Annotated in this window: 22 protein-coding genes and 1 pseudogene; 12 read left to right on the top strand and 11 right to left on the bottom strand. The window is 74.4% G+C overall.

The annotated features are described in order from the left end of the window. Positions 1-124: 124 nt before the first annotated feature. Positions 125-1048 carry a DUF3027 domain-containing protein gene (locus ABTZ54_RS04105; protein WP_351656969.1) on the bottom strand — a complete coding sequence of 308 codons (924 nt, stop codon included), beginning with the start codon at positions 1046-1048 and terminating at the stop codon, positions 125-127. 335 nt (positions 1049-1383) lie between these two features. Between ABTZ54_RS04105 and ABTZ54_RS04100 the strand changes: the two genes are divergently transcribed. The 4 genes from ABTZ54_RS04100 (at position 1384) to ABTZ54_RS04085 (ending at position 4960) form a co-directional block, all read left to right on the top strand. Further along, a complete protein-coding gene (locus tag ABTZ54_RS04100) occupies positions 1384-2763 on the top strand; it encodes an MFS transporter (RefSeq protein ID WP_351656967.1) in 1380 nt (459 codons plus the stop codon). A 114-nt stretch (positions 2764-2877) separates the two neighbouring features. Continuing rightward, a complete protein-coding gene (locus ABTZ54_RS04095; protein WP_351656966.1) occupies positions 2878-3357 on the top strand; it encodes a DUF2771 domain-containing protein in 480 nt (159 codons plus the stop codon). Beyond that, on the top strand, positions 3354-4115 hold the full coding sequence (locus ABTZ54_RS04090; protein ID WP_351657726.1) for a futalosine hydrolase: 762 nt from the start codon (positions 3354-3356) through the stop codon (positions 4113-4115). The genes ABTZ54_RS04095 and ABTZ54_RS04090 overlap by 4 nt, the downstream gene beginning before the upstream one ends. Then, positions 4112-4960 (top strand): 1,4-dihydroxy-6-naphtoate synthase, encoded by an 849-nt coding sequence (locus ABTZ54_RS04085; RefSeq protein ID WP_351656965.1) that lies wholly within the window; start codon positions 4112-4114, stop codon positions 4958-4960. The genes ABTZ54_RS04090 and ABTZ54_RS04085 overlap by 4 nt, the downstream gene beginning before the upstream one ends. Before the next feature lie 7 nt (positions 4961-4967). Here ABTZ54_RS04085 and ABTZ54_RS04080 read toward each other — a convergent pair whose 3' ends face one another. Continuing rightward, positions 4968-5351: a cold-shock protein gene (locus tag ABTZ54_RS04080; RefSeq protein ID WP_132912020.1), complete on the bottom strand. Its 384-nt coding sequence runs from the start codon at positions 5349-5351 to the stop codon at positions 4968-4970. A gap of 166 nt (positions 5352-5517) precedes the next feature. Here ABTZ54_RS04080 and ABTZ54_RS04075 point away from each other — a divergent pair, with 166 nt between their 5' ends. Beyond that, complete coding sequence (locus tag ABTZ54_RS04075; protein WP_351656962.1) at positions 5518-5805, top strand: hypothetical protein; 288 nt, start codon at positions 5518-5520, stop codon at positions 5803-5805. On the opposite strand, the gene ABTZ54_RS04070 is transcribed toward ABTZ54_RS04075, so the two are convergent. Further along, the gene (locus tag ABTZ54_RS04070; protein ID WP_351656960.1) at positions 5793-6449 is read right to left on the bottom strand and encodes an HAD family hydrolase; all 657 of its coding nucleotides are present in this window, start codon (positions 6447-6449) and stop codon (positions 5793-5795) included. The genes ABTZ54_RS04075 and ABTZ54_RS04070 overlap by 13 nt on opposite strands. Positions 6450-6528: 79 nt before the next feature. On the opposite strand from ABTZ54_RS04070, the gene ABTZ54_RS04065 reads away from it, so the two are divergent. The 3 genes from ABTZ54_RS04065 to ABTZ54_RS04055 are packed head-to-tail and all read left to right on the top strand — an operon-like array spanning position 6529 to position 9394. Beyond that, positions 6529-7530 carry a FecCD family ABC transporter permease gene (locus ABTZ54_RS04065; protein ID WP_351656958.1) on the top strand — a complete coding sequence of 334 codons (1002 nt, stop codon included), beginning with the start codon at positions 6529-6531 and terminating at the stop codon, positions 7528-7530. After that, complete coding sequence (locus ABTZ54_RS04060) at positions 7527-8591, top strand: FecCD family ABC transporter permease (RefSeq protein WP_351656956.1); 1065 nt, start codon at positions 7527-7529, stop codon at positions 8589-8591. The genes ABTZ54_RS04065 and ABTZ54_RS04060 overlap by 4 nt, the downstream gene beginning before the upstream one ends. Beyond that, the gene (locus tag ABTZ54_RS04055; protein ID WP_351656955.1) at positions 8588-9394 is read left to right on the top strand and encodes an ABC transporter ATP-binding protein; all 807 of its coding nucleotides are present in this window, start codon (positions 8588-8590) and stop codon (positions 9392-9394) included. Before ABTZ54_RS04060 ends, ABTZ54_RS04055 begins: the two co-directional genes overlap by 4 nt. Before the next feature lie 4 nt (positions 9395-9398). Here the strand turns inward: ABTZ54_RS04055 and ABTZ54_RS04050 are convergent, their stop codons facing one another. Further along, positions 9399-10208 carry a hypothetical protein gene (locus ABTZ54_RS04050; RefSeq protein ID WP_351656954.1) on the bottom strand — a complete coding sequence of 270 codons (810 nt, stop codon included), beginning with the start codon at positions 10206-10208 and terminating at the stop codon, positions 9399-9401. Between the two features lie 41 nt (positions 10209-10249). Between ABTZ54_RS04050 and ABTZ54_RS04045 the strand changes: the two genes are divergently transcribed. Further along, positions 10250-12802, top strand: a complete 2553-nt coding sequence (locus ABTZ54_RS04045) for a helicase-associated domain-containing protein (RefSeq protein ID WP_351656952.1) — start codon at positions 10250-10252, stop codon at positions 12800-12802. 25 nt (positions 12803-12827) lie between these two features. Here ABTZ54_RS04045 and ABTZ54_RS04040 read toward each other — a convergent pair. The 5 genes and pseudogenes from ABTZ54_RS04040 to ABTZ54_RS04020 form a co-directional block, all read right to left on the bottom strand. After that, positions 12828-13475 (bottom strand): annotated as a pseudogene (locus tag ABTZ54_RS04040) (HAD family hydrolase); the annotation flags it as partial. A 76-nt stretch (positions 13476-13551) separates the two neighbouring features. Then, positions 13552-14616 carry an ABC transporter ATP-binding protein gene (locus ABTZ54_RS04035; RefSeq protein WP_351656950.1) on the bottom strand — a complete coding sequence of 355 codons (1065 nt, stop codon included), beginning with the start codon at positions 14614-14616 and terminating at the stop codon, positions 13552-13554. Then, the gene (locus tag ABTZ54_RS04030; RefSeq protein WP_351656948.1) at positions 14613-15455 is read right to left on the bottom strand and encodes an ABC transporter permease; all 843 of its coding nucleotides are present in this window, start codon (positions 15453-15455) and stop codon (positions 14613-14615) included. The genes ABTZ54_RS04035 and ABTZ54_RS04030 overlap by 4 nt, the downstream gene beginning before the upstream one ends. Continuing rightward, positions 15443-16381: an ABC transporter permease gene (locus ABTZ54_RS04025; RefSeq protein WP_351656946.1), complete on the bottom strand. Its 939-nt coding sequence runs from the start codon at positions 16379-16381 to the stop codon at positions 15443-15445. The genes ABTZ54_RS04030 and ABTZ54_RS04025 overlap by 13 nt, the downstream gene beginning before the upstream one ends. Then, a complete protein-coding gene (locus ABTZ54_RS04020) occupies positions 16378-17562 on the bottom strand; it encodes an ABC transporter substrate-binding protein (RefSeq protein WP_351656944.1) in 1185 nt (394 codons plus the stop codon). Before ABTZ54_RS04020 ends, ABTZ54_RS04025 begins: the two co-directional genes overlap by 4 nt. Positions 17563-17775: 213 nt before the next feature. Here ABTZ54_RS04020 and ABTZ54_RS04015 point away from each other — a divergent pair, with 213 nt between their 5' ends. Together ABTZ54_RS04015 and ABTZ54_RS04010 are read left to right on the top strand one after the other, a co-directional pair. Beyond that, positions 17776-18519 carry a GntR family transcriptional regulator gene (locus ABTZ54_RS04015; protein WP_351656942.1) on the top strand — a complete coding sequence of 248 codons (744 nt, stop codon included), beginning with the start codon at positions 17776-17778 and terminating at the stop codon, positions 18517-18519. Positions 18520-18633: 114 nt separating this feature from the next. Further along, the gene (locus tag ABTZ54_RS04010; RefSeq protein ID WP_351656940.1) at positions 18634-20274 is read left to right on the top strand and encodes a DNA repair helicase XPB; all 1641 of its coding nucleotides are present in this window, start codon (positions 18634-18636) and stop codon (positions 20272-20274) included. Positions 20275-20287: 13 nt separating this feature from the next. Here ABTZ54_RS04010 and ABTZ54_RS04005 read toward each other — a convergent pair whose 3' ends face one another. After that, the gene (locus ABTZ54_RS04005) at positions 20288-20482 is read right to left on the bottom strand and encodes a hypothetical protein (RefSeq protein ID WP_351656938.1); all 195 of its coding nucleotides are present in this window, start codon (positions 20480-20482) and stop codon (positions 20288-20290) included. Between the two features lie 260 nt (positions 20483-20742). Between ABTZ54_RS04005 and ABTZ54_RS04000 the strand changes: the two genes are divergently transcribed. Next, entirely contained in the window at positions 20743-22776 is a 2034-nt protein-coding gene (locus ABTZ54_RS04000; protein ID WP_351656936.1) for a HelD family protein, read from the top strand. Here the strand turns inward: ABTZ54_RS04000 and ABTZ54_RS03995 are convergent. Beyond that, positions 22773-23708, bottom strand: coding sequence for an aminoglycoside phosphotransferase family protein (locus ABTZ54_RS03995; protein ID WP_351656934.1), 936 nt, complete (start codon positions 23706-23708; stop codon positions 22773-22775). The two genes, ABTZ54_RS04000 and ABTZ54_RS03995, sit on opposite strands and share 4 nt — an antisense overlap. Positions 23709-23711: the final 3 nt, after the last annotated feature.

The raw sequence follows: 23711 nt of genomic DNA, 5'->3' as shown, positions 1-23711 counted from the left end.
TGGCCGGGGCCCGAAGGTACCGCGCCCCGCGCCATCCCCGGCGCGGGGGCGCGTCAGGCCGCGGGGGGCGCGCGGGGGCACGCTCACGCCCCCGCGGCGGCCACGCGCCACCCGTCAGCAGGCCCTACGAGTGGCCCAGATCGTCCGACGCGGTGTCCGGCTCCGTCGTGGAGCCCGAGTCCTTGGCCGGGCGGAGGGGGAAGTCGTCCGTGGCCATGGAGTCCAGGACCGGCGGCGCCGGGCGCGGCGGCTTCGGCATGACGGCGGCCTCCGAGTGCCCGCCGCAGCCGTACGAGAGGGAGACGACCCGCCCGTCGGCCGGCGAGAACTCGTTGGCGCACACACCGAACGCCTGCTTCAGGGAGCCCGCCATCGGCACCAGGAAGGCGCAGGAGACACAGGTCGCGGGCGCCGCCTGGGCCATCGGGGTCTTGGCGCCGAACGCCTCGTCCCAGCGGTCGGCGGCGACGTGCAGGCCGTAGCGGGACAGCACGCGGGCGCGCCGCATCCCGAGCTCCTCGGCGAGCGCGCCGATCGCGCCCCGGGAGGGCGTACGGGAGACGATCTCCGCGTCCTCGGTGTCCAGGTGGTCGGCCAGCTCCTCGGAGACGGCCGAGTTCGGCGGCGGCGCGTCCTCGCCCGAGTAGCCGGGCTCCAGGCGCAGGTCGTCCTGCTCCGTGGGCAGCAGGTCGCCGGGGCCCATGTCGCCGGGCCGCAGCCGCTCGCTCCACGGCACCCACTCGGGGGCGAGGAGGGCGTCCGAGCCGGGCAGCAGGACGGTTTCGTCAAGCGTGACGTTCTTCGCGCGGGAGGCGCGGGTGACCGTCACGGCCCACCGCCAGCCCCGGTAACCGGGCTCCTTGCACTCGAAGAAGTGCGTGACGACCCGGTCGCCCTCGGCGACGACCTCGACGTGCTCCCCGACGATGCCGGGGGCGGCCGCCTCCTCGGCGGCCTCGCGGGCGAGCTCTACGGCCTCGACGCAGAGGCGGTCGGGGGTACGCGTGGCTCGCGGGGTACGCGGGGTTCGCGTCGTCGCAGCACTCACAGGTCTCGCTTCTCTCCTACGCCGTCTCACGGGTGCGCCGGCCGAGGAGCGGGAGCGAAGTCCCGGGTCGTGGGCGGAGCGGACCAGAGGGCCGCATCGACGTCCACGCCCGACATGACTCGCGCGTCTCGGGCACACCTATCGCCATCCATTCTGCGGGATGCCGAAGAGGCGCGCGGCCGAGAACATCCGCCGGTGACGCGCTACGCACGCTACCCTCTCCGCCGCCCCCAGCCCACCTGCCCGTACCAAACGGCCCGCATCGCGGACGATCGCGGACCCCGCGCGGGCCGCGCCACGGGTTGTCCGAGGGGCGCGTGGGGCACTATGACGGAGTGGCAGCCGCACGGTCTTCCGCACGATCCCACGATCATGCCGGGCCGCTCAGCCGAGCGGGCCGGAAGGTCGGGCGCGCCCTCCACCTGCCCTTCACCGGTACGGCCAAGGGCATCCGGCGGGCCACCCACGCGCACGGCGCGGGCGAGTCGGGCCTGGGCAGACTGATCGAGCTGCACGCCGTGAACGGCGCCGGCGACGTCATGATCACCGTCGCGCTCGCCACCACGGTCTTCTTCGCCGTGCCGACGGACGAGGCGCGCGGCCGTGTCGCGCTCTACCTCGGCATCACGATGCTGCCCTTCACCCTCCTCGCCCCCGTCATCGGCCCGCTCCTGGACCGCCTCCCGCACGGGCGGCGCGCCGCGATGGCCGGGGCGATGCTGACCCGGGCGGTGCTTGCCATCGCCATGTCCGGGGCGGTCGCCACCGGCGGGATCCAGCTCTATCCGGCGGCGCTCGGCGTGCTCGTCGCCTCGAAGGCGTACGGGGTGGTGCGCAGCGCCGTCGTGCCGCGGCTGCTCCCGCCGGACTTCTCCCTCGTGAAGGCGAACTCGCGGGTGACGCTCGCCGGTCTGCTCGCCACCGGCATCGCCGCGCCGATCGGCGCCGGGCTCCAGCTGATCGGTCCCGCCTGGCCGCTGTACGGGGCGTGCGCGCTGTTCCTGCTGGGCACGTACTGGGCGCTGCGGCTGCCGCACAAGGTCGACTCCGCGAAGGGTGAACGGCGGGCGCATCTGCTGACGCACGGCGAGAAGAAGCCGAGCCTGCGGACGGTCGGCCCGTCGGTCCTGCACGGGCTCCAGGCGAACGCCTCGCAGCGGATGCTGTCCGGTTTCCTGATCTTCTTCCTGGCGTTCCTGCTGCGGGTGCATCCCCTGTCGGGGCAGAGCGCGGCGGTCTCGCTGGGCATCGTGGGCGTGGCGGCGGGCGTCGGCAACGCGTGCGGGACGGCGATGGGCTCGCTGCTGCGGGACCGGGGGCACGGGCCCGAGGTGATCATCGCCACGATGGTGACGACGGTCCTGGCCACCGCGATCTGCACGGCGATCTTCTTCGGCGGGCTGATGGTGGCGGTCCTCGGCGCGGTCGCGGGCCTGACCCAGGCCCTGTCGAAGCTGTCCCTGGACGCCCTGATCCAGCGCGACGTCCCGGAGCTGGTCCGCACGTCGGCGTTCGCCCGTTCGGAGACGGCGCTCCAGATGGCGTGGGTGGTGGGCGGCGGGATCGGCATCTCGCTGCCGCTGAACGGGACGGTGGGCATGGCGGTGGCCTCCGGGATCCTCGCGGTGGGCGCGCTGCTGTCCGTACGGGGCCTGCTCGGCGCGGCACGACGGCAGAGGGGGCGGGGCGGGACGGCGAAGGCGCGGGTGGCGTAGGGCGCGGGATGGCACGGGATGGCGCGGGAACGAATGCCTACAACGGGGGGCGAGCGGGGCGGCACGCCGTACCCCCGCGTGGCGTGGGCGCGGCGGCCCGATAGCCTTCGGCCCATGACCGTTGCGTTCCTCACCCGCCAGCGCCGCCGGGCCGTCGTGGCCATCGGGGCCGTCTCCGCCGGGCTCCTCGTTCTCTCCGCCTGCGACAAGCCGACGCCGCTCGCGACCGTGACGGTCGGGACCGAGTCGGTGAACTCCGAGGCGGCCTGCTACAACGACGGCGACGCCCTCAAGGAGGCGCAGATCGCCCAGTGCCTCAACAAGAAGGCCGAGAAGTCGATCTCCGTCTCCACCGACGACAAGATCCGCTTCGGCGTCGACCCGTCGATCGCCGAGAACGGCTGGACGATCTTCCTCGGCGGCCAGCAGGCCGAGCCGGAGCCGTACAAGAAGACCTACCGGACCATCCCGGCCAGCGCCTTCTTCTCCAGCCAGTCCGGCGAGGCGACGAACAGCACCCAGGTGACGATCGTCGAGAACACCGGCAAGACCGTGACCGGCATCTGGCACTTCGAGCTGAAGAAGAAGTCCTGATCCACCGGATCCTCATCGTGACCGCCGTGGCGGCGGAGGCCGACTCCGTCGCCGGCGGTCTCGCGTCCGCCGGGCCGGGCGAGGGCGAGTCCCCGCTGCCCGGCGGCTTCACGCTGCGCCGCCACGCGCGCGCCGACGTGCTCGTCGCGGGCGTCGGCCCCGCGGCCGCGGCGGCCGCGACGGCGACGGCCCTGGCCTGTGCGCCCGCCCCGTACGCGCTCGTCGTGTCGGCCGGGATCGCCGGGGGCTTCGCCCCGCACGCCCCGATCGGCTCGCTCGTGGTCGCGGACGCCGTCGTCGGCGCCGACCTCGGGGCCCAGACGCCCGAGGGGTACCTGCCGGTCGACGCGCTCGGCTTCGGCCGCTCGGCGCACCCCGTGGACGAGACACTGGTCGCCCGGATCTCCGGCGCGCTCGCGGACGGCGGGCGGCCGTGCGCCGTCGGCCCCGTCCTGACCGTCTCCACGGTCACCGGCACCGCCGACCGCGCCGCCGAGCTGGCACGGCGCCACCCCGGGGCCGTCGCCGAGGCGATGGAGGGCTTCGGGGTCGCCGAGGCCGCCGCCGCGTACGGCCTGCCGGTCGTCGAGCTCCGGGCCGTGTCCAACGCCGTCGGCCCGCGCGACCGCGCCGCCTGGCGCATCGGCGAGGCCCTGGCCGCGCTGCGGGACGCCTTCGGGCTGCTCGACCGGAGCGTCTTCCGGGACCCGGGCGCCTCCCCCCAGACCGTCCCCGTGGAGTCGGAGTCCCCGTCGTGACCAAGCTGAAGATCGCCTACTCGCCCTGCCCGAACGACACCTTCGTCTTCGACGCCTGGGCGCACGGCCGGGTCCCCGGCGCCCCGCGCCTGGACGTGACCTTCGCCGACATCGACCTCACCAACGGCTGGGCGGCGGACGGCGAGGCCCCGTACGACGTCCTGAAGGTGTCGTACGCGGTGCTGCCGTGGGTGCTCGACGACTACGCCCTACTGCCCTGCGGCGGCGCGCTGGGGCGCGGCTGCGGGCCGCTGGTGCTGACCCGGGAGCCGGGCGCCGACCTCACGGGCAGGACGGTCGCGGTGCCGAGCGAGCGCTCGACGGCCTATCTGCTGTTCCGGCTGTGGGCGGCGGACGTCGTCCCGGGCGGGGTCGGCGAGGTCGTGGTGCTGCCGTTCCACGAGATCATGCCCGCCGTACGGGACGGCAGGGTCGACGCGGGACTCGTCATCCACGAGGCCCGCTTCACGTACAAGAACTACGGGCTGCACGCGCTCGCCGACATGGGCGAGCACTGGGAGCACACCACCGGCCTGCCCATCCCGCTGGGCGCGATCATCGCCCGGCGCTCACTGGGCGAGGAGACCCTGCGGCTGCTCGCCGAATCGGCGCGGACCTCGGTCCGGATGGCCTGGGACGACCCGTCCGTGTCCCGGCCGTACGTGCTGGAGCACGCGCAGGAGATGGACCCGAAGGTGGCCGACCAGCACATCGGTCTCTACGTCAACGAGTTCACCGCGGACCTCGGCGAGACCGGTTACGCGGCGGTGCGCGGGCTGCTCACGCGCGCCGCGGCCGAGGGACTCGTACCGCCCCTCGGCCCGGACGCGCTGCGCTTCCCCTGACGAGGCCCTAGACGTCCAGCTGGTCGGCGACCGCCCGCAGCAGGCCGGCGATCTTCGCGCCGTGCACCTTCTCGGGGTAGCGGCCGCGCTCCAGCATCGGCGTGATGTTCTCCAGGAGCGTGGTGAGGTCCTGGACGATGGACGCCAGTTCGTCGGGCTTACGGCGCTGCGCCGCGGCGACGGACGGGGTCGGGTCGAGGACCGTCACCGAGAGAGCCTGGTCACCGCGCTGGCCGGCGACCACGCCGAACTCGACGCGCTGGCCCGGCTTCAGGGCGTCGACGCCGTCCGGGAGCACCGACGAGTGCACGAAGACGTCGCCGCCGTCGTCGCGGGAGAGAAAGCCGAAGCCCTTCTCGCTGTTGAACCATTTGACCTTGCCGGTAGGCACGTCCGTCCTCGTCCTCGTACTCGATGGGGGCGCCGGGATTCCGGCTCGGGAAAGAGATACAGCGGGTCACCGATCATCGACCCGCCGGCACCAAGGCTAATGGGATCAGGCCCGGTGACAAGACGTCGCCGGACTGTTGTCCGCGCCTGGGAACTACCCTGGCCGAATGCGTAGTGAAACCCCCTCCGCCGCCCAGGCACCCACGGACGACAGCGCGCCGGGCGACGGCCTGGTCCGCGCCGGCGCGATCGTCTTCATCGTCGGCGCGGTGGCGACGCTGGTCACGGTGGCTCCGCTGTTCCTGGGGACCGAGCCGTTCCCGACCGTCGCCTACCTCGTCTCCATGCTCATGGGCGTCGGATTCCTCGTCGCCGGCGCCGGAGTGCTCCGCTCGATCGCCGCCCAGCGGCGCCGGGCGCGCGCGGTCCAGGCGGCCACGGTTCAGCCCCGGTAGCCCTCCCACCAGGCACGGAAGTCCGTCAGGTCGGCGAGGACGACGTCCGCGCCGGCCGCCCGCAGCTCCTCGGGGGCGCACGGTCCGGTCGCCACGGCGACCGCGAGCGCGCCGGCGGCCGCCGCCCCGCGCACGTCGCCCACGTGGTCGCCGACGTACACCCCCGCGCCGTGGGCGCGCAGCGCCCGCGCCTTGCCCTCGGCGAAGAGTCCGCCGACGACCGCGTCCGGCTCGATGCCGAGGTGGGCGAAGTGCGCCTTGGCCTGCGGCTCGTTCTTCGCGGTCACGACGATGGTCCGGCCACCGGCCTCGTGAACGGCTTGAATCGCATCCATCGCCCCCGGCATCGGGAGCGTCGGCTCGATCGCGTGGACGCCGTAGAACTCCCGGTAGAGGGCCGCCATCTCCGGCACGCGCTCCTGCGGGAACCACTCCGCGAGCTCCTGCTCCAGCGGCGGCCCGAGCCGGCGGACGACCAGGTCCGCGTCGACCGCGACGCCGGTGGCGGCCGTCAGGGCCTCGAAGGCGGCCTTGATGCCGGGGCGGGTGTCGAGCAGCGTCAGGTCGAGGTCGAAGCCGACCGTGAGGGGGCTCAGAGGGGTCTGCGGGTCCGTCGGGGAGGTCGAGGTCGTCATGGGGGCCATTGTGCCCGGGTGTTCGAATAGGCCCGCTGTCTAGACTTAGCCAAGCCTTACCGAACCTCCGTCCCTCTGATGGGTGTACATGACCGCCCCACGTACCCGGCGCGCCGTCGCGACCGGCGCGGCCGTCGCCGCGCTGCTGCTCGCGATCCTGCTGAGCCTCGCGGTCGGCGCCCGCGCCATCCCCCCGTCCACCGTCGTCGACGCCCTGCTGCACGGCGCCACGAGCCCCGACGCCGAGGTCGTACGCGAGCTGCGGGTGCCCCGTACCCTGATCGGCCTCATGGTCGGCGCCGCGCTCGCCCTCGCCGGGACCGCCCTCCAGGGCATCACCCGCAACCCGATCGCCGACCCCGGCATCCTCGGCATCAGCCAGGGCGCCTCGGTCGGCGTCGTCCTCGCCATCGCCTTCGCCGGGGTGCACTCGCTCACCGGGTACGTGTGGTTCGCCTTCGCGGGCGCCGCGCTCGCCTCCGTCGCCGTGTACGCCGTCGCCTCCGGCGGGCGCGGCGGCGCGACCCCGGTGAAGCTGGCGCTCGGCGGGGCCGCGATCAACGCGCTGCTGCTCTCCGTGACGACCGGCGTCCTCACCACGAAGGCGTCCGCCCTCGACGAGTTCCGGTTCTGGCAGATCGGCTCGCTCGACGGCCGGGACGCCCAGATCGTCGCCCAGATCTGGCCCTTCCTGCTGCTCGGCACCGTCCTCGTGGTCTCCGTCGCCCGCGGCCTGGACGCGCTCGCGCTCGGCGAGGACGTCGCCAAGGGGCTCGGGCAGCGCGTCGCGACCGTGCGGATCCTCGGCGGCCTCGGCGCGACCGTGCTCACCGGCGCCGCCGTCGCCGCCGCCGGACCGATCGCCTTCGTCGGCCTCGCCGTCCCGCACATCGCCCGCGCGATCGTCGGCAGCGACCACCGCTGGGTGCTGCCGATGGCCGCGCTCATCGGGCCCGTGATGCTGCTGGTGGCGGACGTCCTGGGCCGGATCCTCTTCCCGCCGGGCGAGGTCCCGGCGGGCGTCATGACGGCGCTGATCGGCGTGCCGTTCCTGGTGACGCTCGTACGGCGGAAGGCGGTGCCGGCATGACGACCGCGACCGCCTCCCCCGTACGCCCCGCCGGGTACGCGCTCGTGCGCGCCGGGCGCGCGTCCTTCCTCCTGCACCGGCGGTCCGCGCTGGTCGCCGCCGGGCTCGTGCTGCTCCTGGCGGCCGTCTCCGTCGCGTACCTCTGCGTCGGCGAGCGGTTCGTCGCCCCCGGCGAGGTGCTGCGGATCCTCGCCGGTGAGCGGGCGCCCGCCGCGTTCGTCGTCGAGGACCTGCGGCTGCCCCGGCTCGCCACCGGGCTCATGGTCGGCGCCGCCTTCGGGATCGCGGGCGCGCTCATCCAGACCGTCGCCCGCAACCCGCTCGCCAGCCCCGACATCATCGGCATCAGCCAGGGCGCGGGCGCGGTCACCGTCGCCGCGATGACCTTCGGGCTCGCCTCGTACACCGTGCTGCCGTACCTCTCGATCGCCGGCGGGGTGCTGGCCGCCGCGCTCGTGTACGTCTTCGCCTGGCGCGGCGGGCTGCACGCCACCCGCTTCGTGCTCATCGGCATCGGCTTCGCCATCGCGCTGCGCTCGCTGACCACCCTGTTCATGACCAAGGGCGACTACCTGGTCGCCCAGCAGGCGCAGATCTGGATGACCGGCTCCCTCAACGGACGCGGCTGGGACGAGTCCCTTCCGCTGCGGATCACGCTGCTCGTGATGCTGCCGGCCGTGCTGTGGGCGGCCCGCGCCCAGCGGACGGTGTCCCTCGACGACGACACGGCGACCGGGCTCGGGGTGCGGCTCGGGCGGGTCCGGCTCGGGCTCGTGGCGGTGGGCGTGGTCCTGGCGTCGGTCGCCACCGGCGTCGCCGGGCCGGTCGACTTCGTGGCGCTGCTCGCCCCGCAGATCGCCCGCCGGACCACCCGGACCGCGCAGATCCCGCTGCTGTGCTCGGCGCTCATGGGCGCGCTGGTCGTCGTCGCCGCCGACCTCCTCGGCCGGCGGCTCTTCTCCCCCACCGAACTGCCGGTGGGCGTCCTCACGGCGGCGGTCGGCGCCCCGTACCTGATCTGGCTGATCGTGCGCAGCCGTGGAGTAGGAGGCAGATCGTGAGCAGGCTTGCGGCGCGGGAGCTGACCCTCGCGTACGAGGAGCGGACCGTCGTCCACGAGCTGGACCTGGCGGTCCCCGACGGCAAGGTCACCGTCATCGTCGGCCCCAACGCGTGCGGCAAGTCGACCACGCTGCGGGCGCTCGGGCGGCTCCTCAAGCCCAGGGGCGGGGCCGTCCTGCTCGACGGCGAGGAGCTCGCGAGGATCCCCACCAAGCGGATCGCCCAGTCCATCGGCCTGCTCCCGCAGACACCGGTCGCCCCCGAGGCGATCACCGTCGGCGACCTCGTCGCGCGCGGCCGGCAGCCGCACCAGGCCTGGTGGAAGCAGTGGTCGGCGGAGGACGAGCGGGCGGTCGTGGACGCCATGGAGCGCACCGACGTCGCGGCCCTCGCCGACCGCCCGGTCGACGAGCTCTCGGGCGGGCAGCGGCAGCGCGTGTGGATCGCGATGGCCCTCGCCCAGGAGACCGACCTGCTCCTCCTCGACGAGCCCACCACCTATCTCGACATCGCCCACCAGGTCGAGGTCCTGGACCTGGTCCGCCGCCTCAACCACGTGCGCGGCCGCACGGTCGTCCTCGTCCTGCACGACCTGAACCAGGCCGCGCGGTACGCCGACCACCTGGTCGCGATGAAGGCGGGCCGGGTGGTGGCGGAGGGCGCGCCGGGCGAGGTCGTCACCGCCGAGCTCGTACGGGAGGTGTTCGGGCTTGAGTCGGTGGTGGTGCCGGATCCGGTGACGGGCTCACCGCTGGTGGTGCCGGGGGCGCCGTGGGCGGCGCGGGTCCCGGACGGGGCCTAGGGCCTCAGCCCCGCCGGGAGCGCCACAGCAGGTAGAGCCCCGAGGCGACGGCCGCGGCGCGCACGGTCCAGGGCCAGGTCTCGGAGAGCGCCGCGCCCATCGCCTCGCCGCCCGGCGCGACGGCCTCGCCCCAGCGGCCCGTGACGCGGCCCCACAGCCAGACGGCGCCGCCGGTGAGGACGAGCCCGGGGAGGGTGAGGGCGGCGGCGCGCCGCTCGCGGGAGGCGTAGGCGAGGAGCCAGCCGGCGACGACCGGGAGCAGCCAGCCGCCGGCGGCGCCGGCCAGGAGGAGCAGGGCGGAGACGAGGAGGAGGGGGCTGCCGAGGCGGAGGGAGAGGCGGCGGCGGAGCGGCTCGGGAGACTCCTGGTCCTCGTCGGCGTCCCCCTCGTCCTCCTCGTCCTCCTTCGGCGGCTCCAGGAGTTCGGGGATCTCGACGCCGCCGTAGAAGCCGGGGACCACGGGTGTGTCCATGGCGTCCACGACGTCGGGGGCCGCGCCCGTGGCGTCCTTACGCCACCAGTCCGCGTCCCGCGGCGCCGGTACGGCGGCGTCGGACGGGGTCTCGGACGGCGGGGCCGCCGCGCGCGGGCCCGGGACGCGGCGCGCCGTCCCGTCGACCACCTCGTCCGGCGTACCGAGGTCGCCGAGGATCCCCCGCACGGGCTCCCCCTTCACCGTGCGGCGGCGCTCGATCTCGTCGCGCAGCCCCGTGACCAGCTCGCGGCGTTCGGCGGCCGGCATCCTGCGCTGCTGGGCCAGGTCGCCGACGCGGCTCAGATAGTCGAAGACCAACTGGTCGTTCTCGATCCCCACGGCACGACGGTAGCGCCTGCGCAGGGGCTAACGTGGTCCGGATGGGGATCGGTGAGCTCGACCGGGAGGCGCACGTGCCCGAGGCAACAGGAGTCGGCGCGGCTCCGCGCACCCTCGCGGAGGCGCTGCGCGCCGGTGACGACGGGGGGATCGCCGCGCTGCTGCGGGCCCGCCCGGACCTGCTCGCGCCGGTGCCCAACGACCTGACGCAGCTGGCCACCCGGGCCGGCACGCGCGGTTCCGTCGTGCGGGCGCTCGAACGGCTGGACCGGTTCGCGTTGCAGACCGCCGAGGCGCTGGCCGTGACGCCGGACCCCGCCCCGTACCCCGTACTCCTCTCGCTCCTGACGGGCGACGGCGGGGACGCGGAGATCGAGGCGGCGCTGCCGCGCGCGGTCGCGGTGCTGCGCGAACAGGCGCTGGTGTGGGGCGACGACGAGCGGCTGCGGCTGGTGCGGACGGCCCGGGAGCTGCTCGCGCCGTCGGCGCAGCACCCCTCGCCGACCGGGCTCGGCCCGACGGTCGCGGAGGCGACGGCGGGCATGTCGCCGGGGCGGCTCCAGGAGATCATCGCGGCGGCCGGGCTGCCCGCGACGCACGATCCGGTGTCGGCGGTCGCGGCGCTGACCGGTCTCTTCACGGACCGTACGAGGATGGCGGCGCTGCTCGACACCGCGCCGCCGGAGGCGCTCACGGTGCTCGACCGGCTGGTCTGGGGTCCCCCGTACGGGGAAGTGACGGCGACCCCGACGCCGCCGGTGCGCTGGCTGCGCGACCGGGGGCTGCTGCTGCCGGTGTCGACGCGGACGGTGGTGCTGCCCCGGGAGGCGGCGCTGCACCTGCGGGGCGGGCGGGCGCACCGGGCGCCGGAGCCGGTGCCGCCGGTGGTGGGGACGGCCCACGAGTACCGTCCACAGGTGGTGGACAACGCGGCGGCCGGGCAGGCGTACACGGCGCTCGCGACCGCCGAGGAGCTGCTGAAGTCCTGGGACCAGGGCGGTCCGCAGGTGCTGCGGGCGGGCGGGCTCGCGGTGCGCGACCTCAAGCGCACCGCGGCGGCCCTCGACATGACCGAGCAGGTCACCGCGTTCTGGCTGGAACTGCTTCACGGGGCGGGGCTGCTCGCCTCGGACGGGGAGGCCGACGAGCGGTACGCGCCGACGCCCGCGTACGACGACTGGCTCGACCTGCCGCCCGCCGAGCGCTGGGTGCGGCTCGTCGTCCCGTGGCTGGCGGCGACCCGCACCTCCGGCCTGGTCGGCACCCTGGACGGCAAGGGCCGCGCACTCTCGGCGTTCGGGCCCGGGCTCGACCGGGCGGCCGCGCCCGAGGTGCGCCACCGGGTCCTCGCCCTTCAGGCGACCCTCCCGCCCGGTGCCGCCGCCGACCGCGCGTCGGTGCTGGCGCGGCTGCGCTGGGACCGGCCGCTGCGGGGCGGGTCCGGCGGGCCCGGCACCGAGTCGCCGGCCGAGGCCGGTGGCCCCGCCGATCTGCGCGCCCGGATCGCCGCCTGGACCCTGGACGAGGCCGAACTGCTCGGTGTCACCGGGCGCGGCGCGCTCGCCTCGCCCGCCCGCGCGCTGCTCAACCTGCCGCTCGCGGAGGCCGCCCCCGAGGCCGCGCACCCGGGTGACTGCGAGCCGTCCGTCGCCGCCTCGCGGGCCGCGACCCTGCTCGCGCCGCTGCTGCCCGAGGCCGTCGACCACGTGCTGCTCCAGGCCGACCTGACGGCCGTCGCGCCGGGGCCGCTGCGCCGCCCGCTCGCCGAGGTGCTGTCGGTCCTCGCCGACGTGGAGTCCAAGGGCGGCGCGACCGTCTACCGCTTCACGCCCGGGTCCGTGCGCCGCGCCCTCGACGCCGGGCGCAGCGCCTCCGACCTCCAGGACTTCCTGACGGCGCACTCGCGCACGCCGGTGCCGCAGCCCCTCTCGTACCTGATCGACGACGTGGCGCGGAAGCACGGGCACCTGCGGATCGGCGCGGCCTCCGCGTATGTGCGCTGCGACGACGACTCGGTGCTCGGCGAGATCCTGGCGGACCGGCGCTCGGCCCCGCTGCGGCTGCGGCGGCTCGCGCCGACCGTGCTGGCCGCGCAGGCCGATCCGGCGGCGCTCCTGGAGGGGCTGCGGTCGATGGGGTACGCCCCGGCCGCGGAGTCCGCCGAGGGCGACGTCCTGATCACCCGCGCCGACGCCTACCGCACCCCGCCCCGCACCGCCCCGGCGCCCGTCCCCGACGGCCCGCCCGCCCCGGACGCCACGCTGCTCACGGCGGCGGTCCGGGCGATCCGGGCGGGCGACCGCGCCGCCACGGTGGTCCGCAAGGAACCCACCACGCCCCTGGCGGCGGACCGCCTCCCCCGCACCTCCCCCGCCGACACCCTGGCCACCGTCCAGGCCGCCGCCATGACCGGCTCGGCCGTGTGGATCGGCTACGTCAACGCGGAGGGCGCCGCCAGCCAGCGGGTCATCGCACCCGTCCGCGTCGAGGGCGGCTTCGTGACGGGGTACGACCACACGGCCGACGAGGTCCGGACGTATCCGCTGCACCGGATCACGGGGGTGGCGGAGCTGGAGGAGGGGGAGACGGCGTAGCGGGGGCGGGTCAGCCCCTTGGGTTGAGGGACCACAGCAGCTCCGGCGACACCCCCGTGAGGCTCTCCCGTACCGTCCGCCCCGGCGCCGCCTCGATCGGTTCGACCGACGGGACCGCCAGGACCGCGCAGCCCGCCGCCTCGGCCGAGGCGACGCCCGTCGGGGTGTCCTCGACGGCGACGCAGTGGGTCGGGTCGACGCCGAGGGCGTGACAGGCGGCGAGGTACGGGTCGGGTTCGGGCTTGGTCCGGGGGGTGTCGTCGGCGGTGACCGAGACCGTGAACTCCGGGGCGCCGAGGGCCGCGAGGGCGTCGAGGACGGTGTCGGCGACGGCCCGGGGCGAGGCCGTGACCAGGGCGGTGGGGACTCCGTCGCGGGCGAGTGCGGCGAGCAGGGCCAGGGCGCCGGGGCGGGGGACGACCCCGGCCCGTACACGCTCGGCGAACTCCCGGTGCAACGCTGCCGCCAGCGTTTCGGCGGTGGCGTGGGCCTCGGTTTTCGCCAGCCAGGCCGCCGTGTGCTCGACCGGGCGGCCGAGGACGTCCGGGCGGTCGGTCTCGGTCAGCGGGCGGCCCGCGACCTGTTCCACCGCCTCCCACCACAGGCCCTCGGTGTCGACGAGCGTGCCGTCCATGTCGAACAGGACGGCCTGGAGGGGGAGTTCAGTGGTCACGCTGGTCGCTCTCTCTTTCACTGCTACGGCTGGGGCGGCCCGCGCCACCGGTCCAGTTGTCGCGCGGGCCGCGGTCTCAGGTGGCGCGGGCCGCGACGAGGACCGGGCGTTCGCGCGGGGTCACCGTCACGGCGTCGCCCGCGGCGAGGGCGGCGGCCTCGTGGGTGGGCAGGTCGGCCTTGACCTCGGTGGCGTCGGCGAGCCGGACGGTGAGGCGGGTGGTCGCGCCGAGGAAGGCCGTGGCGACGATCCGGGCCGAGCGGGCGCCGTCCGCGGTGACCTTCAGGTCCTCGGGACGTACGAGGACGTCGACGTCGGGCGTCGCGGGCGCCTCGCCGTCGACGGGGAGTCGGCGGCCGAGGACCTCGACGGTGGTGCCGTCGAGGCGGCCGGGGATCCGGCTCATGGTGCCGACGAACTCGGCGACGAAGGCGGTCGCGGGCCGCCCGTACAGCTCGGCGGGCGGGGCGCACTGTTCGAGGCGGCCGGCCCGCATGACGGCGACCCGGTCGGCCATGGACAGCGCCTCCTCCTGATCGTGCGTCACGAAGAGGGTGGTGATGCCGAGTTCGGACTGGATGCGGCGGATCTCCTCGCGCAGGGTGAGCCGCACCTTGGCGTCGAGCGCGGACAGCGGCTCGTCGAGAAGCAGGACGCGCGGGCGCAGCGCGAGCGCGCGGGCGAGGGCGACGCGCTGCTGCTGGCCGCCGGAGAGCTGGTGCGGGAAGCGGGCGCCCTTGTCGCCGAGGCCGACGAGGTCGAGGAGTTCGGCGGCCCGGCGGCGCCGTTCGGCCTTGCCGGTGCCGCCCATGCGCAGGCCGAAGGCCACGTTGTCGACGCAGTCGAGGTGCGGGAAGAGGCTGTACGACTGGAAGACCATGCCCGCGTCGCGCCGGTGGGCCGGGACGTGCGTGATGTCCTGGCCGTCGACGAGGACCGCGCCGGAGTCCGGGGTCTCGAAGCCGGCGAGCATGCGCAGGGCGGTGGTCTTGCCGCAGCCGGAGGGGCCGAGCAGGGCGAGCAGTTCGCCGGGGCGGACGGTCAGATCGAGTCCGTCGAGCGCGGTCGTGGGGCCGAACTGCCGCCGTAGAGAACGGAATTCGACGGTGGCGGCCTCGGTACGGACGGTGGTGGCGGTCATGGTGATCCCTTGGCGGTACGGGTGCGGCGGGCGCCGGGCGCGCGGCCGCCGGCCCCGGCGAGGGCCAGGAGCAGCAGCCAGGTGACGAGGAGGCTGAGGACGGAGACGGCCACGGACATCTGGGCCTGGGAGCCGGAGATGTTCACGATCCACACGGCGAAGGGCCGGAAGCCGAGCAGCTGGGCGACGGTGTACTCGCCGAGGACCAGGGCCAGGGTGAGGAAGGCCGCGTTCATCAGCGCGCCGCGCAGGTTCGGCAGGACGGCCGTGACCAGGGCCCTGACCGGCCCCGCGCCGCAGCTGCGGGCGGCCTCGACGAGGGTGCGGACGTCGACCGCGCGCAGCCCGGCGTCGAGGGCGCGGTAGGTGAAGGGCAGCGCCATCACCACGTACGCGAGGACCAGGACGACGGGGAAGTCCGGGTTCTGGAGGGCTACGAAGGTCTGGAAGAGGGGGGTGCGGGAGAGGTGCTCCGGGCCCCACTTCAGGACGGTGCCGAGGCCCGCGACGAAGGCGATCGGCGGCACGACCAGCGGCAGCGAGCAGACCGTCTCGACGAGCGGGCGCAGCCGGGGCGCGCCGAGCCGCAGGGCGACCATGGCGGGCACCATGAGCAGCAGGACGACGGCGATGGTGACGGCGGCGAGGCCGAGCGAGAGCAGCAGGCTGCCGGTGAAGCCCTCGGTGCCGATGATCTTCGTGTACGCGTCGAGGGTGAGGCCCTGCCCGGGCACGTCGACGGTGAAGACGACGGAGGCGGCGAGCGGCACCAGGAAGTAGAGCCCGGCGAGGCCGAGCACCCAACGGCGCCAGTGGGGTGCGGGGTTCAGGCGAGCCATCGGGAGCTCCGGCGTTGCAGGGGCAGGTAGACGGCCATGACGAGTCCGGCGACGACGACCATGTCGAGGCTGAGGGCGAGCGCCACGTTCTCCTGGCCGACGAGGACGTTGCCGGAGAGCGCGTCGGAGATCTGGAGGGTGACCAGCGGGACGGCGCTGCCGACCATCGCGGCGGCCGTGGCGTACGCGGCGAAGGCGCTGCCGAAGAGCAGCACGAATCCGCCGAGCAGGCTGGGCAGCAGGACGGGCAGGGCGACGTGCCGCCAGTACTGGACGGTGGTGGCGCCGTTGTTGCGGGCGGCCTCGCGCCACTGGACGCGCAGGCCGTCCAGGGCGGGGGTGATGGTGAGCACCATCAGGGGGATCAGGAAGTACAGGTAGACGAGGACCAGGCCCCAGAAGCTGTAGAGGCTCCAGCCCTGGTCGGCGAGGCCGAAGTGGCGGGTGAGGACGCCCGCGTTGCCGAGGGTGGCGACGAAGGCGAAGGCGAGCGGGACGCCGCCGAAGTTGGCGAGCACGCCGGAGGCGGTGAGCACGGCCTCGCGCAGCGCGCGGGAGCGGGAGGTCACGACGGCCTGGGCGAGCGGCAGCCCGAGCAGGGCGGCGAGGACGGCGGCGGTCGCGGAGAGCTTCACGCTGCCGAGCAGGGCGGTGAGGTACGCGCCCTGGAGGGAGGTGGCCAGGTTCTCCGTACCGTACGAGGCGGGGCCGCCGGCCGGGTCGTCGACGGTGAACGCGCCGCCGAGCATGGCGAGCGCGGGGACGCCGAAGGCGAGCGCGGTGAAGGCGAGCAGCGGGACGGCGGCGAGCCAGGCGGGGGCGCGGCGGCGGCGCGGCCGGGCGGCGGGCCCGGTGCCGGGGGCGCGGACCCGCCGCTTCCCCGACGTGCTCGGGGAAGCGGCGGGTCCGGTGAGGGTGCTCGTCATCCGGAGACGGCCTTGCCCCAGCCCTGCGCCAGGGTCGCCTTGGCCTTGGCCTGCTGGGCCTCGGCCGGGAAGGACGGGACGCCGGAGACGGCGGGCAGCTTGAGCGCGGCCTGCGCGTCGAGGGTGCCGGCCTTGTCCATGGCGGGCATCAGGACGGGCCGGGCGAAGCCCTTGAGCCAGAGGTTCTGGCCCTCGGCGCTGTAGAGGTACTCCTGCCACAGGCGGGCGGCGGCGGGGTGCGGGGCGTCCTTGTTGATCGCCTGCGAGTAGTACATGGCGTAGCGGCCGTCGGTGGGGACGGCGACCTTCCAGTCCAGGCCCTTGGTCTTGAACTCCTGGGCGTAACCGGCGTTGAGGTAGTCCCAGTCGATGCTGATGGGCGTCTCGCCCTTCTCGACGGTGGCCGGGGTGGACTCGACGGGGGTGTAGTTGCCGTTCTTCTTGAGCGCGGCGAAGAAGTCGAGGCCGGGCTGGATGTCGTCGAAGGAGCCGCCCTGGGCGAGGGCCGCCGCGTAGACGCCGCCGAAGGCGGAGCCGGACTTGGTGGGGTTGCCGTTGAGGGCGACCTGGCCCTTGTACTCGGGCTTGAGGAGGTCCTTGAAGGTGGTGGGGCAGGTCTTGACGCGCTTGGCGTCGCAGCCGATGGAGACGTAGCCGCCGTAGTCGTTGTACCAGCGGGCCTTCGGGTCCTTCTGGCCCTCGGGGATGTCGTTCCAGGCGGTGACCTTGTACGGGGCGAGGAGGCCCTGCTGGGCGGCGCTGAGCGCGAAGGAGCTGCCGAGGTCCAGGACGTCGGGGGCGCGGTCCTGGCCCTTGCGGGAGGTGACGGCGTTGACCTCGTCCTGGCTGGAGGCGTCCGGGTTCTCGACCTCGACCTTGATGCCGTACTTCTGCTGGAAGCCGTCGATGAGGGCGCCGTAGTTGGCCCAGTCGCGGGGCAGCGCGATGGCGTGCAGCGCGCCCTCCTTCTTGGCCGCCTTCACCAGGGCGTCCATGCCGCCGAGGTCGGCGGCGGAGGTCGCGGTGGCGGCGTTCTTGCCGTCGGAGGTGGTGGCGGCGTTCTCGGGGGCCGCGCCGCAGGCGGTGAGGGCGAGCGCGGCGACGACGGCGAGGGAGCCGCCGAGGAGGGCGGTTCTCGGGACGCTCGGCGAGGGCGTGGGCGAGGGCGTGGGGACGGGCACGGCTTCTCCAGGGGGAGCGTCGAGGGGGAGCGTCTAGGGAGGAACTTGTCTGAACAAGTTGGCCTCAGTACGCCCGGCGTCCGTGTCGTGAACATGAACGCGAAGGGAACGGGTGCCCGCCATTCCCTGCACATTGGCGGCGTTTTCCGGCCATCGAAAGCTCAACTACGCTGCCCTCACTGCGCACTGAGAAGCGCACACGAAGGGGAACGCATGACGACCACGCGCCACGAGCGGATCGCCGAGGAGCTGCGGCGGGCCATCGACCGCGAGGAGTACGCGGTGGGCAGCCGGCTGCCGGCCGAGGCCGAGCTCGCCGCCCGCCACGACGCCTCCCGCGGCACCGTCCGGCAGGCCCTCGCCGCCCTCACCGCCGAGGGCCTGATCGGCTCCCGCCAGGGCGCCCGCCGGGTCGTCCTCGCCGGCCGCCGCAGCCAGAGCTTCGCCGAGCTGCGCAGCTTCGCCCAGTGGGCCCAGTCCATGGGCCGCACGGCGACCGGCCGGGTGGTCGCCCAGGAGTACCGCCCCGCGACCGCCGAGGACGCCGCCCGCCTCCACCTCCCCCAGGGCACCCCCCTCCTCAACGTCCTCCGGCTCCGGGGTCTGGACGGCGACCCCGTCCTGGTCGAGCGCAGCGTCTACGCCGACTGGATCTCCCCCGCCGTCGAGGCCATCGACCCCGACTGCGACTCGGTCACCCAGCGCCTGTACGAGGCCACGGGCCTGGTCTTCGCCCACGGCGAGCACGTCATCGACGCCCTGGCCGCCGGCACCCGCGACGCCACCCTCCTCGCCATCCGCCGCACCAGCCCCCTCCTCCGCGTCCGCCGCGTGACCACCACCCACGACGGCCGCCCCGTCGAGTGGTCCGACGACCGCTACCGCCCGGACGCGGTGAGCTTCACCGTCCACAACTCCATCGGCAACAACGCGCTGGCGCGGACCGCGGCGGGGTGAGCGGGTGCGGCGTCCGGCCGAGCCCGGCCGGCGTCGGGCTGCCCCTTCCCCCGCCCGTCGGGCAGACTGGATGTTTGGCCGCGTTTCGGCCGCGTGGAAGGGATGCAACGAGACGTGAACGGTCCACTCATCGTCCAGAGCGACAAAACACTCCTCCTGGAGGTCGACCACGAGCAGGCCGAGGCCTGTCGGCGGGTCATCGCGCCCTTCGCGGAGCTGGAGCGGGCGCCGGAGCACATCCACACGTACCGGGTGACGCCGCTCGGGCTGTGGAACGCGCGGGCCGCCGGGCACGACGCCGAGCAGGTCGTGGACGCGCTGGTGGAGTTCTCGCGGTACCCGGTGCCGCACGCGCTGCTCGTCGACATCGCCGAGACCATGGCCCGCTACGGGCGGCTCACGCTCTCCAAGCACCCCACGCACGGGCTCGTGCTCACCACCACCGACCGGCCGGTCCTGGAGGAGATCCTCCGGTCGAAGAAGGTGCAGCCGCTGGTCGGCGAGCGGATCGACGCGGACACCGTGGCCGTGCACCCCTCCGAGCGCGGGCAGATCAAGCAGACGCTGCTCAAGCTGGGCTGGCCCGCCGAGGACCTGGCCGGTTACGTGGACGGCGAGGCGCACCGGATCGACCTCGCCGAGGACGGCTGGGCGCTGCGCCCGTACCAGCAGCAGGCCGTCGAGGGCTTCTGGCACGGCGGCTCGGGCGTCGTGGTGCTGCCCTGTGGAGCGGGAAAGACGCTGGTCGGGGCGGGTGCCATGGCCAAGGCCAAGGCGACCACCCTGATCCTGGTGACGAACACGGTCTCGGCCCGGCAGTGGAAGCACGAGCTGGTGAAGCGGACCTCGCTGACCGAGGACGAGATCGGCGAGTACAGCGGGACCCGCAAGGAGATCCGGCCGGTCACCATCGCCACGTACCAGGTGCTCACCACCCGCCGTAAGGGCATCTACCCCCACCTGGAGCTCTTCGACTCCCGGGACTGGGGCCTGATCGTCTACGACGAGGTGCACCTACTGCCGGCCCCCGTCTTCAAGTTCACCGCCGACCTCCAGGCCCGGCGGCGGCTGGGGCTCACGGCGACGCTGGTACGGGAGGACGGGCGCGAGTCGGACGTCTTCTCGCTGATCGGGCCCAAGCGCTTCGACGCGCCGTGGAAGGAGATCGAGGCGCAGGGCTACATCGCGCCCGCCGACTGCGTGGAGGTCCGGGTCGACCTGACCGACGCGGAGCGGCTCGCGTACGCGACGGCGGAGGCGGAGGAGAAGTACCGCTTCTGCGCGACGACGGCGACGAAGCGGAAGGTCACCGAGGCGCTGGTGAAGAAGTTCGCCGGGCAGCAGATCCTCGTCATCGGGCAGTACATCGACCAGCTGGACGAGCTCGGTGAGCATCTGAACGCGCCGGTGATCAAGGGCGAGACGTCGAACGCGCAGCGCGAGAAGCTGTTCGACGCGTTCCGCGAGGGCGAGATCAGCGTCCTCGTGGTGTCGAAGGTCGCGAACTTCTCGATCGACCTGCCCGAGGCGACGGTCGCCATCCAGGTCTCGGGCACGTTCGGCTCCCGGCAGGAGGAGGCCCAGCGGCTCGGCCGGGTGCTGCGCCCCAAGGCCGACGGGCATCAGGCGCACTTCTACTCGGTGGTCGCCCGCGACACGATCGACCAGGACTTCGCGGCGCACCGGCAGCGGTTCCTGGCGGAGCAGGGGTACGCGTACCGGATCCTCGACGCGAGCGAGCTGCTGGAGTCGTAGGGGCCGGGAGGCGTCAGTCGCGGTGGGCGGGGCGGGGGTCGCGGACCCCCGCCTCCTCGTCGTGGCGGCCGAGGACGGCGACGGAGACGACCGCGCCGCCGAAGGCCCGTATCGCCCGCAGAGGGGCGAAGGCCAGACGGTGGGCGCGGGCTCCGGGGAGGGGCCGGGGACGGTGTGCGGGCGCTGGGGTGAGGGCTGTGGCGGTCATGTATCCATGATGGAATCCGGACATTCGGAACACATCGGCCTCGGGGTGGAACCGGGGTCCACCCCGAGGCGGACCCCGCCCCCTACGGGTCGGACCGGGGTGAATCCGTACGGGTCGGCCGGGGTGAATCCATTCGCGTACGGGCCCGGGGGCGGCGTACACTCGCCAGCTTCCCCGCCTCCCCTCGCGGAGCGCCGCCGTCCGGTCGGAAACCGGCGGCCACCTCGACGTGTCCGCGTACCCGACCCGGAGGCTTCACCGTGTCCGTAACGTCCCCCGCAGACGATCCGCTCGCCCGGGAGCGCGCCCACCTGGCCTCCTCGCGCACCGCCCTGCGCGCGATGCGCGAGGACGTGGAGTCGCTCGACATCAAGGACGTCACCGCGAACTGGGTCAACTCCGTCGTCCTGACCCGGCAGATCGAGGACCGTATCAAGGCCCTCGCCGACCTCGCCGACACCCCGCTCTTCTTCGGCCGCCTCGACTACCTGCACACCACGCAGGAGGGGCAGCGCTTCTACATCGGCCGGCGGCACGTCCACGACGCCGCCGGGGACCCGATGGTGATCGACTGGCGTGCGCCGGTCTCGCAGCCGTACTACCAGGCGTCGAAGCAGAACCCGCAGGACGTCGGGCTGCGCCGGCGCTTCGGGTACACGGGCGGCGAGCTCACCGCGTACGAGGACGAGCATCTGTCCGACCCGACGGAGCTCGAACACACCAGCCGGCTGCTCCAGGCGGAGATCGAGCGGCCGCGCGTCGGCCCCATGCGGGACATCGTCGCCACCATCCAGCCCGAGCAGGACGAGATCGTCCGCTCCGACCTGTCCGGCACGGTCTGCGTGCAGGGCGGCCCCGGCACCGGAAAGACCGCCGTCGGCCTGCACCGTGTCGCGTACCTCCTGTACGCGCACCGCGAGCGGCTGGCCCGCACCGGCACCCTGGTCATCGGGCCGAACCGTTCCTTCCTCCACTACATCGAGCAGGTGCTGCCCGCGCTCGGCGAGCTGGAGGTGCAGCAGGCGACCGTGGACGACCTCGTCGCCCATGTCGAGGTGCGCGGCACGGACGAGGCGGCGACCGCCGTCGTCAAGGGCGACGCCCGCATGGCGGAGCTGCTGCGGCGCGCGGTCCGCTCGCACGTGTCGCTCCCCACGGAGCCGCTGATGGTGGTGCGCGGCTCCCGGCGCTGGCGGGTGCCCGCGTACGAACTGGAGGAGATGGTCCGGGAGTTGCTCGCCCGGGAGATCCGGTACGGGGCGGCCCGCGAGGCCCTGCCGCAGCGCATCGCGCACGCGGTCCTGGTGCGCATGGAGGAGGCGGGCGAGGCCCCCGACGACCGGGTGCAGAACGCGGTGGCGCGCAACGCGGCGGTCAAGGCGGTCGTCAAGGAGTGCTGGCCGGCGGTCGACCCGGCGAAGCTGGTGCTGCGCCTGCTGAGCGACGCCGCGTTCCTGGCGGAGCACGCGGCCGGGCTCCTCGACGAGGACGAGCAGAAGCTGCTGCTGTGGGCGAAGCCCGCCCGGAGCGTGAAGTCGGCGAAGTGGTCGGCGGCGGACGCGGTCCTGATCGACGAGGCGAAGGACCTGGTCGAGCGCACCCACTCGCTGGGCCACGTGGTGCTCGACGAGGCGCAGGACCTGTCCCCCATGCAGTACCGGGCGGTGGGCCGCCGCTGCACGACCGGTTCGGCGACGGTCCTCGGCGACCTGGCGCAGGGCACCACCCCGTGGGCGACGGCCAGTTGGGCGCAGGCCCTGGAGCACCTGGGCAAGCCGGAGGCGCTCGTCGAGGAGCTGACGGCCGGCTTCCGCGTGCCGCGCGAGGTCATCGCGTACGCCTCCCGTCTCCTCCCGCACATGTCGCCGGGGCTCGCTCCGGTGGAGTCCGTACGGGAGAACCCGGGCGCGCTGGAGATCCGGCGGGCGGCGGAGGACCCGGACGCCTCCGTGGTGGCGGCGTGCCGGGAGTCGCTGGCCCACGAGGGCTCGATCGGCCTGATCGCGGCCGACGCCCGCATCGCCCCACTGGCCGAGGCCCTGACGGCGGCGGGCCTCGCCTACCTCTCCCCCGGCGAGGAGACCACGGCCGCCTCCCGCCTCACCCTGGTCCCGGCGTCGCTCGCGAAGGGCCTGGAGTACGACTACGTGGTCCTCGACGAGCCGGCCGCCGTGGTCGACGGCGAACCGGACGAACGCACGGGCCTGCGGCGCCTGTACGTGGCCCTGACCCGGGCCGTATCGGGCCTGACGATCATTCACGCGGCGGACATCCCGGCCCAGTTGGAGCCCTAGGCCCTGCCTGACGGACCCTGGCCCCGCTCGTCGCACTCCGGCAGCGCCTGCGTCCACGCCCGGTGGGCCGCGCCGGCCAATACGGGGTTGAGCTCGCGGTAGTAGTGCTCCGTCACCACGCCCCAGCACAGGGCCCAGCCCCGCCCGCGCGCCCAGGTCGCGTCGTCGACCCGGGCGGCCTCGCGGAACAGCGGGCGGGTCTCGGGGGTGAAGAGCGTCCAGGCGGCGATCATGTCGCAGGCGGGGTCGCCGACCCCGACCCCGCCGAAGTCGATGACGGCGCTGAGCCGCCCGTCCCGGGTCAGGAGGTTGCCCGGCTGGAGGTCGCCGTGCACCCACACGGGCGCCCCGTCCCACTGCGGCAGCCGCAGCACGGACTCCCAGGCGGCGGACACGACCGAGGCGTCGAGGGTGCCGTCCGCCCCGAGGTCGCGCACGGCCGGCGCCATGGCCCCCTCCTCCCACGCGGTGACCGGCCCACCCCGGGAGGAGGCGGGCCCGCCGCTCGCGTCGACACCGCGCATGGCGACCCCGAACCGCCCCAACTCGACGGCGGCGTGCGCGAGATCACGTACGGGCGCACGGAAGGCGTCGTCCCCGTCCAGCCACTCGTACACACCCCACGGCTGCCCGAACCCCTCCCCCGGCACCCCGCACCCGACGGGCACGGGCACCGCCAACGGCACCCCCGCGGCGATCCGCGGCAACCACCGCTGCTCCTTCTCGACCTGCCCCAGGGCCCACTCCGCCTTGGGCAGCCGCACGACGAGCCCGTCCCCGAGCCGGAACATCGCGTTGTCGGTCCCGGCGGATTCGAGCTCCCGCACGGGCAGCCCGGCCCACTCCGGGAACTGGGCGGCGAGCAGCCGGCGGACGAGGTCGGCGTCGGGGACGGGACCGGGGGTGGGGGCGGAGGCGGGGGTGGTCGACATGCG

This window comes from Streptomyces sp. NPDC094032 (genome assembly GCF_040303965.1).
In the GTDB taxonomy this organism is placed as follows: Bacteria; Actinomycetota; Actinomycetes; order Streptomycetales; family Streptomycetaceae; genus Streptomyces.
This window is presented reverse-complemented; position numbering and strand designations above follow the sequence as displayed.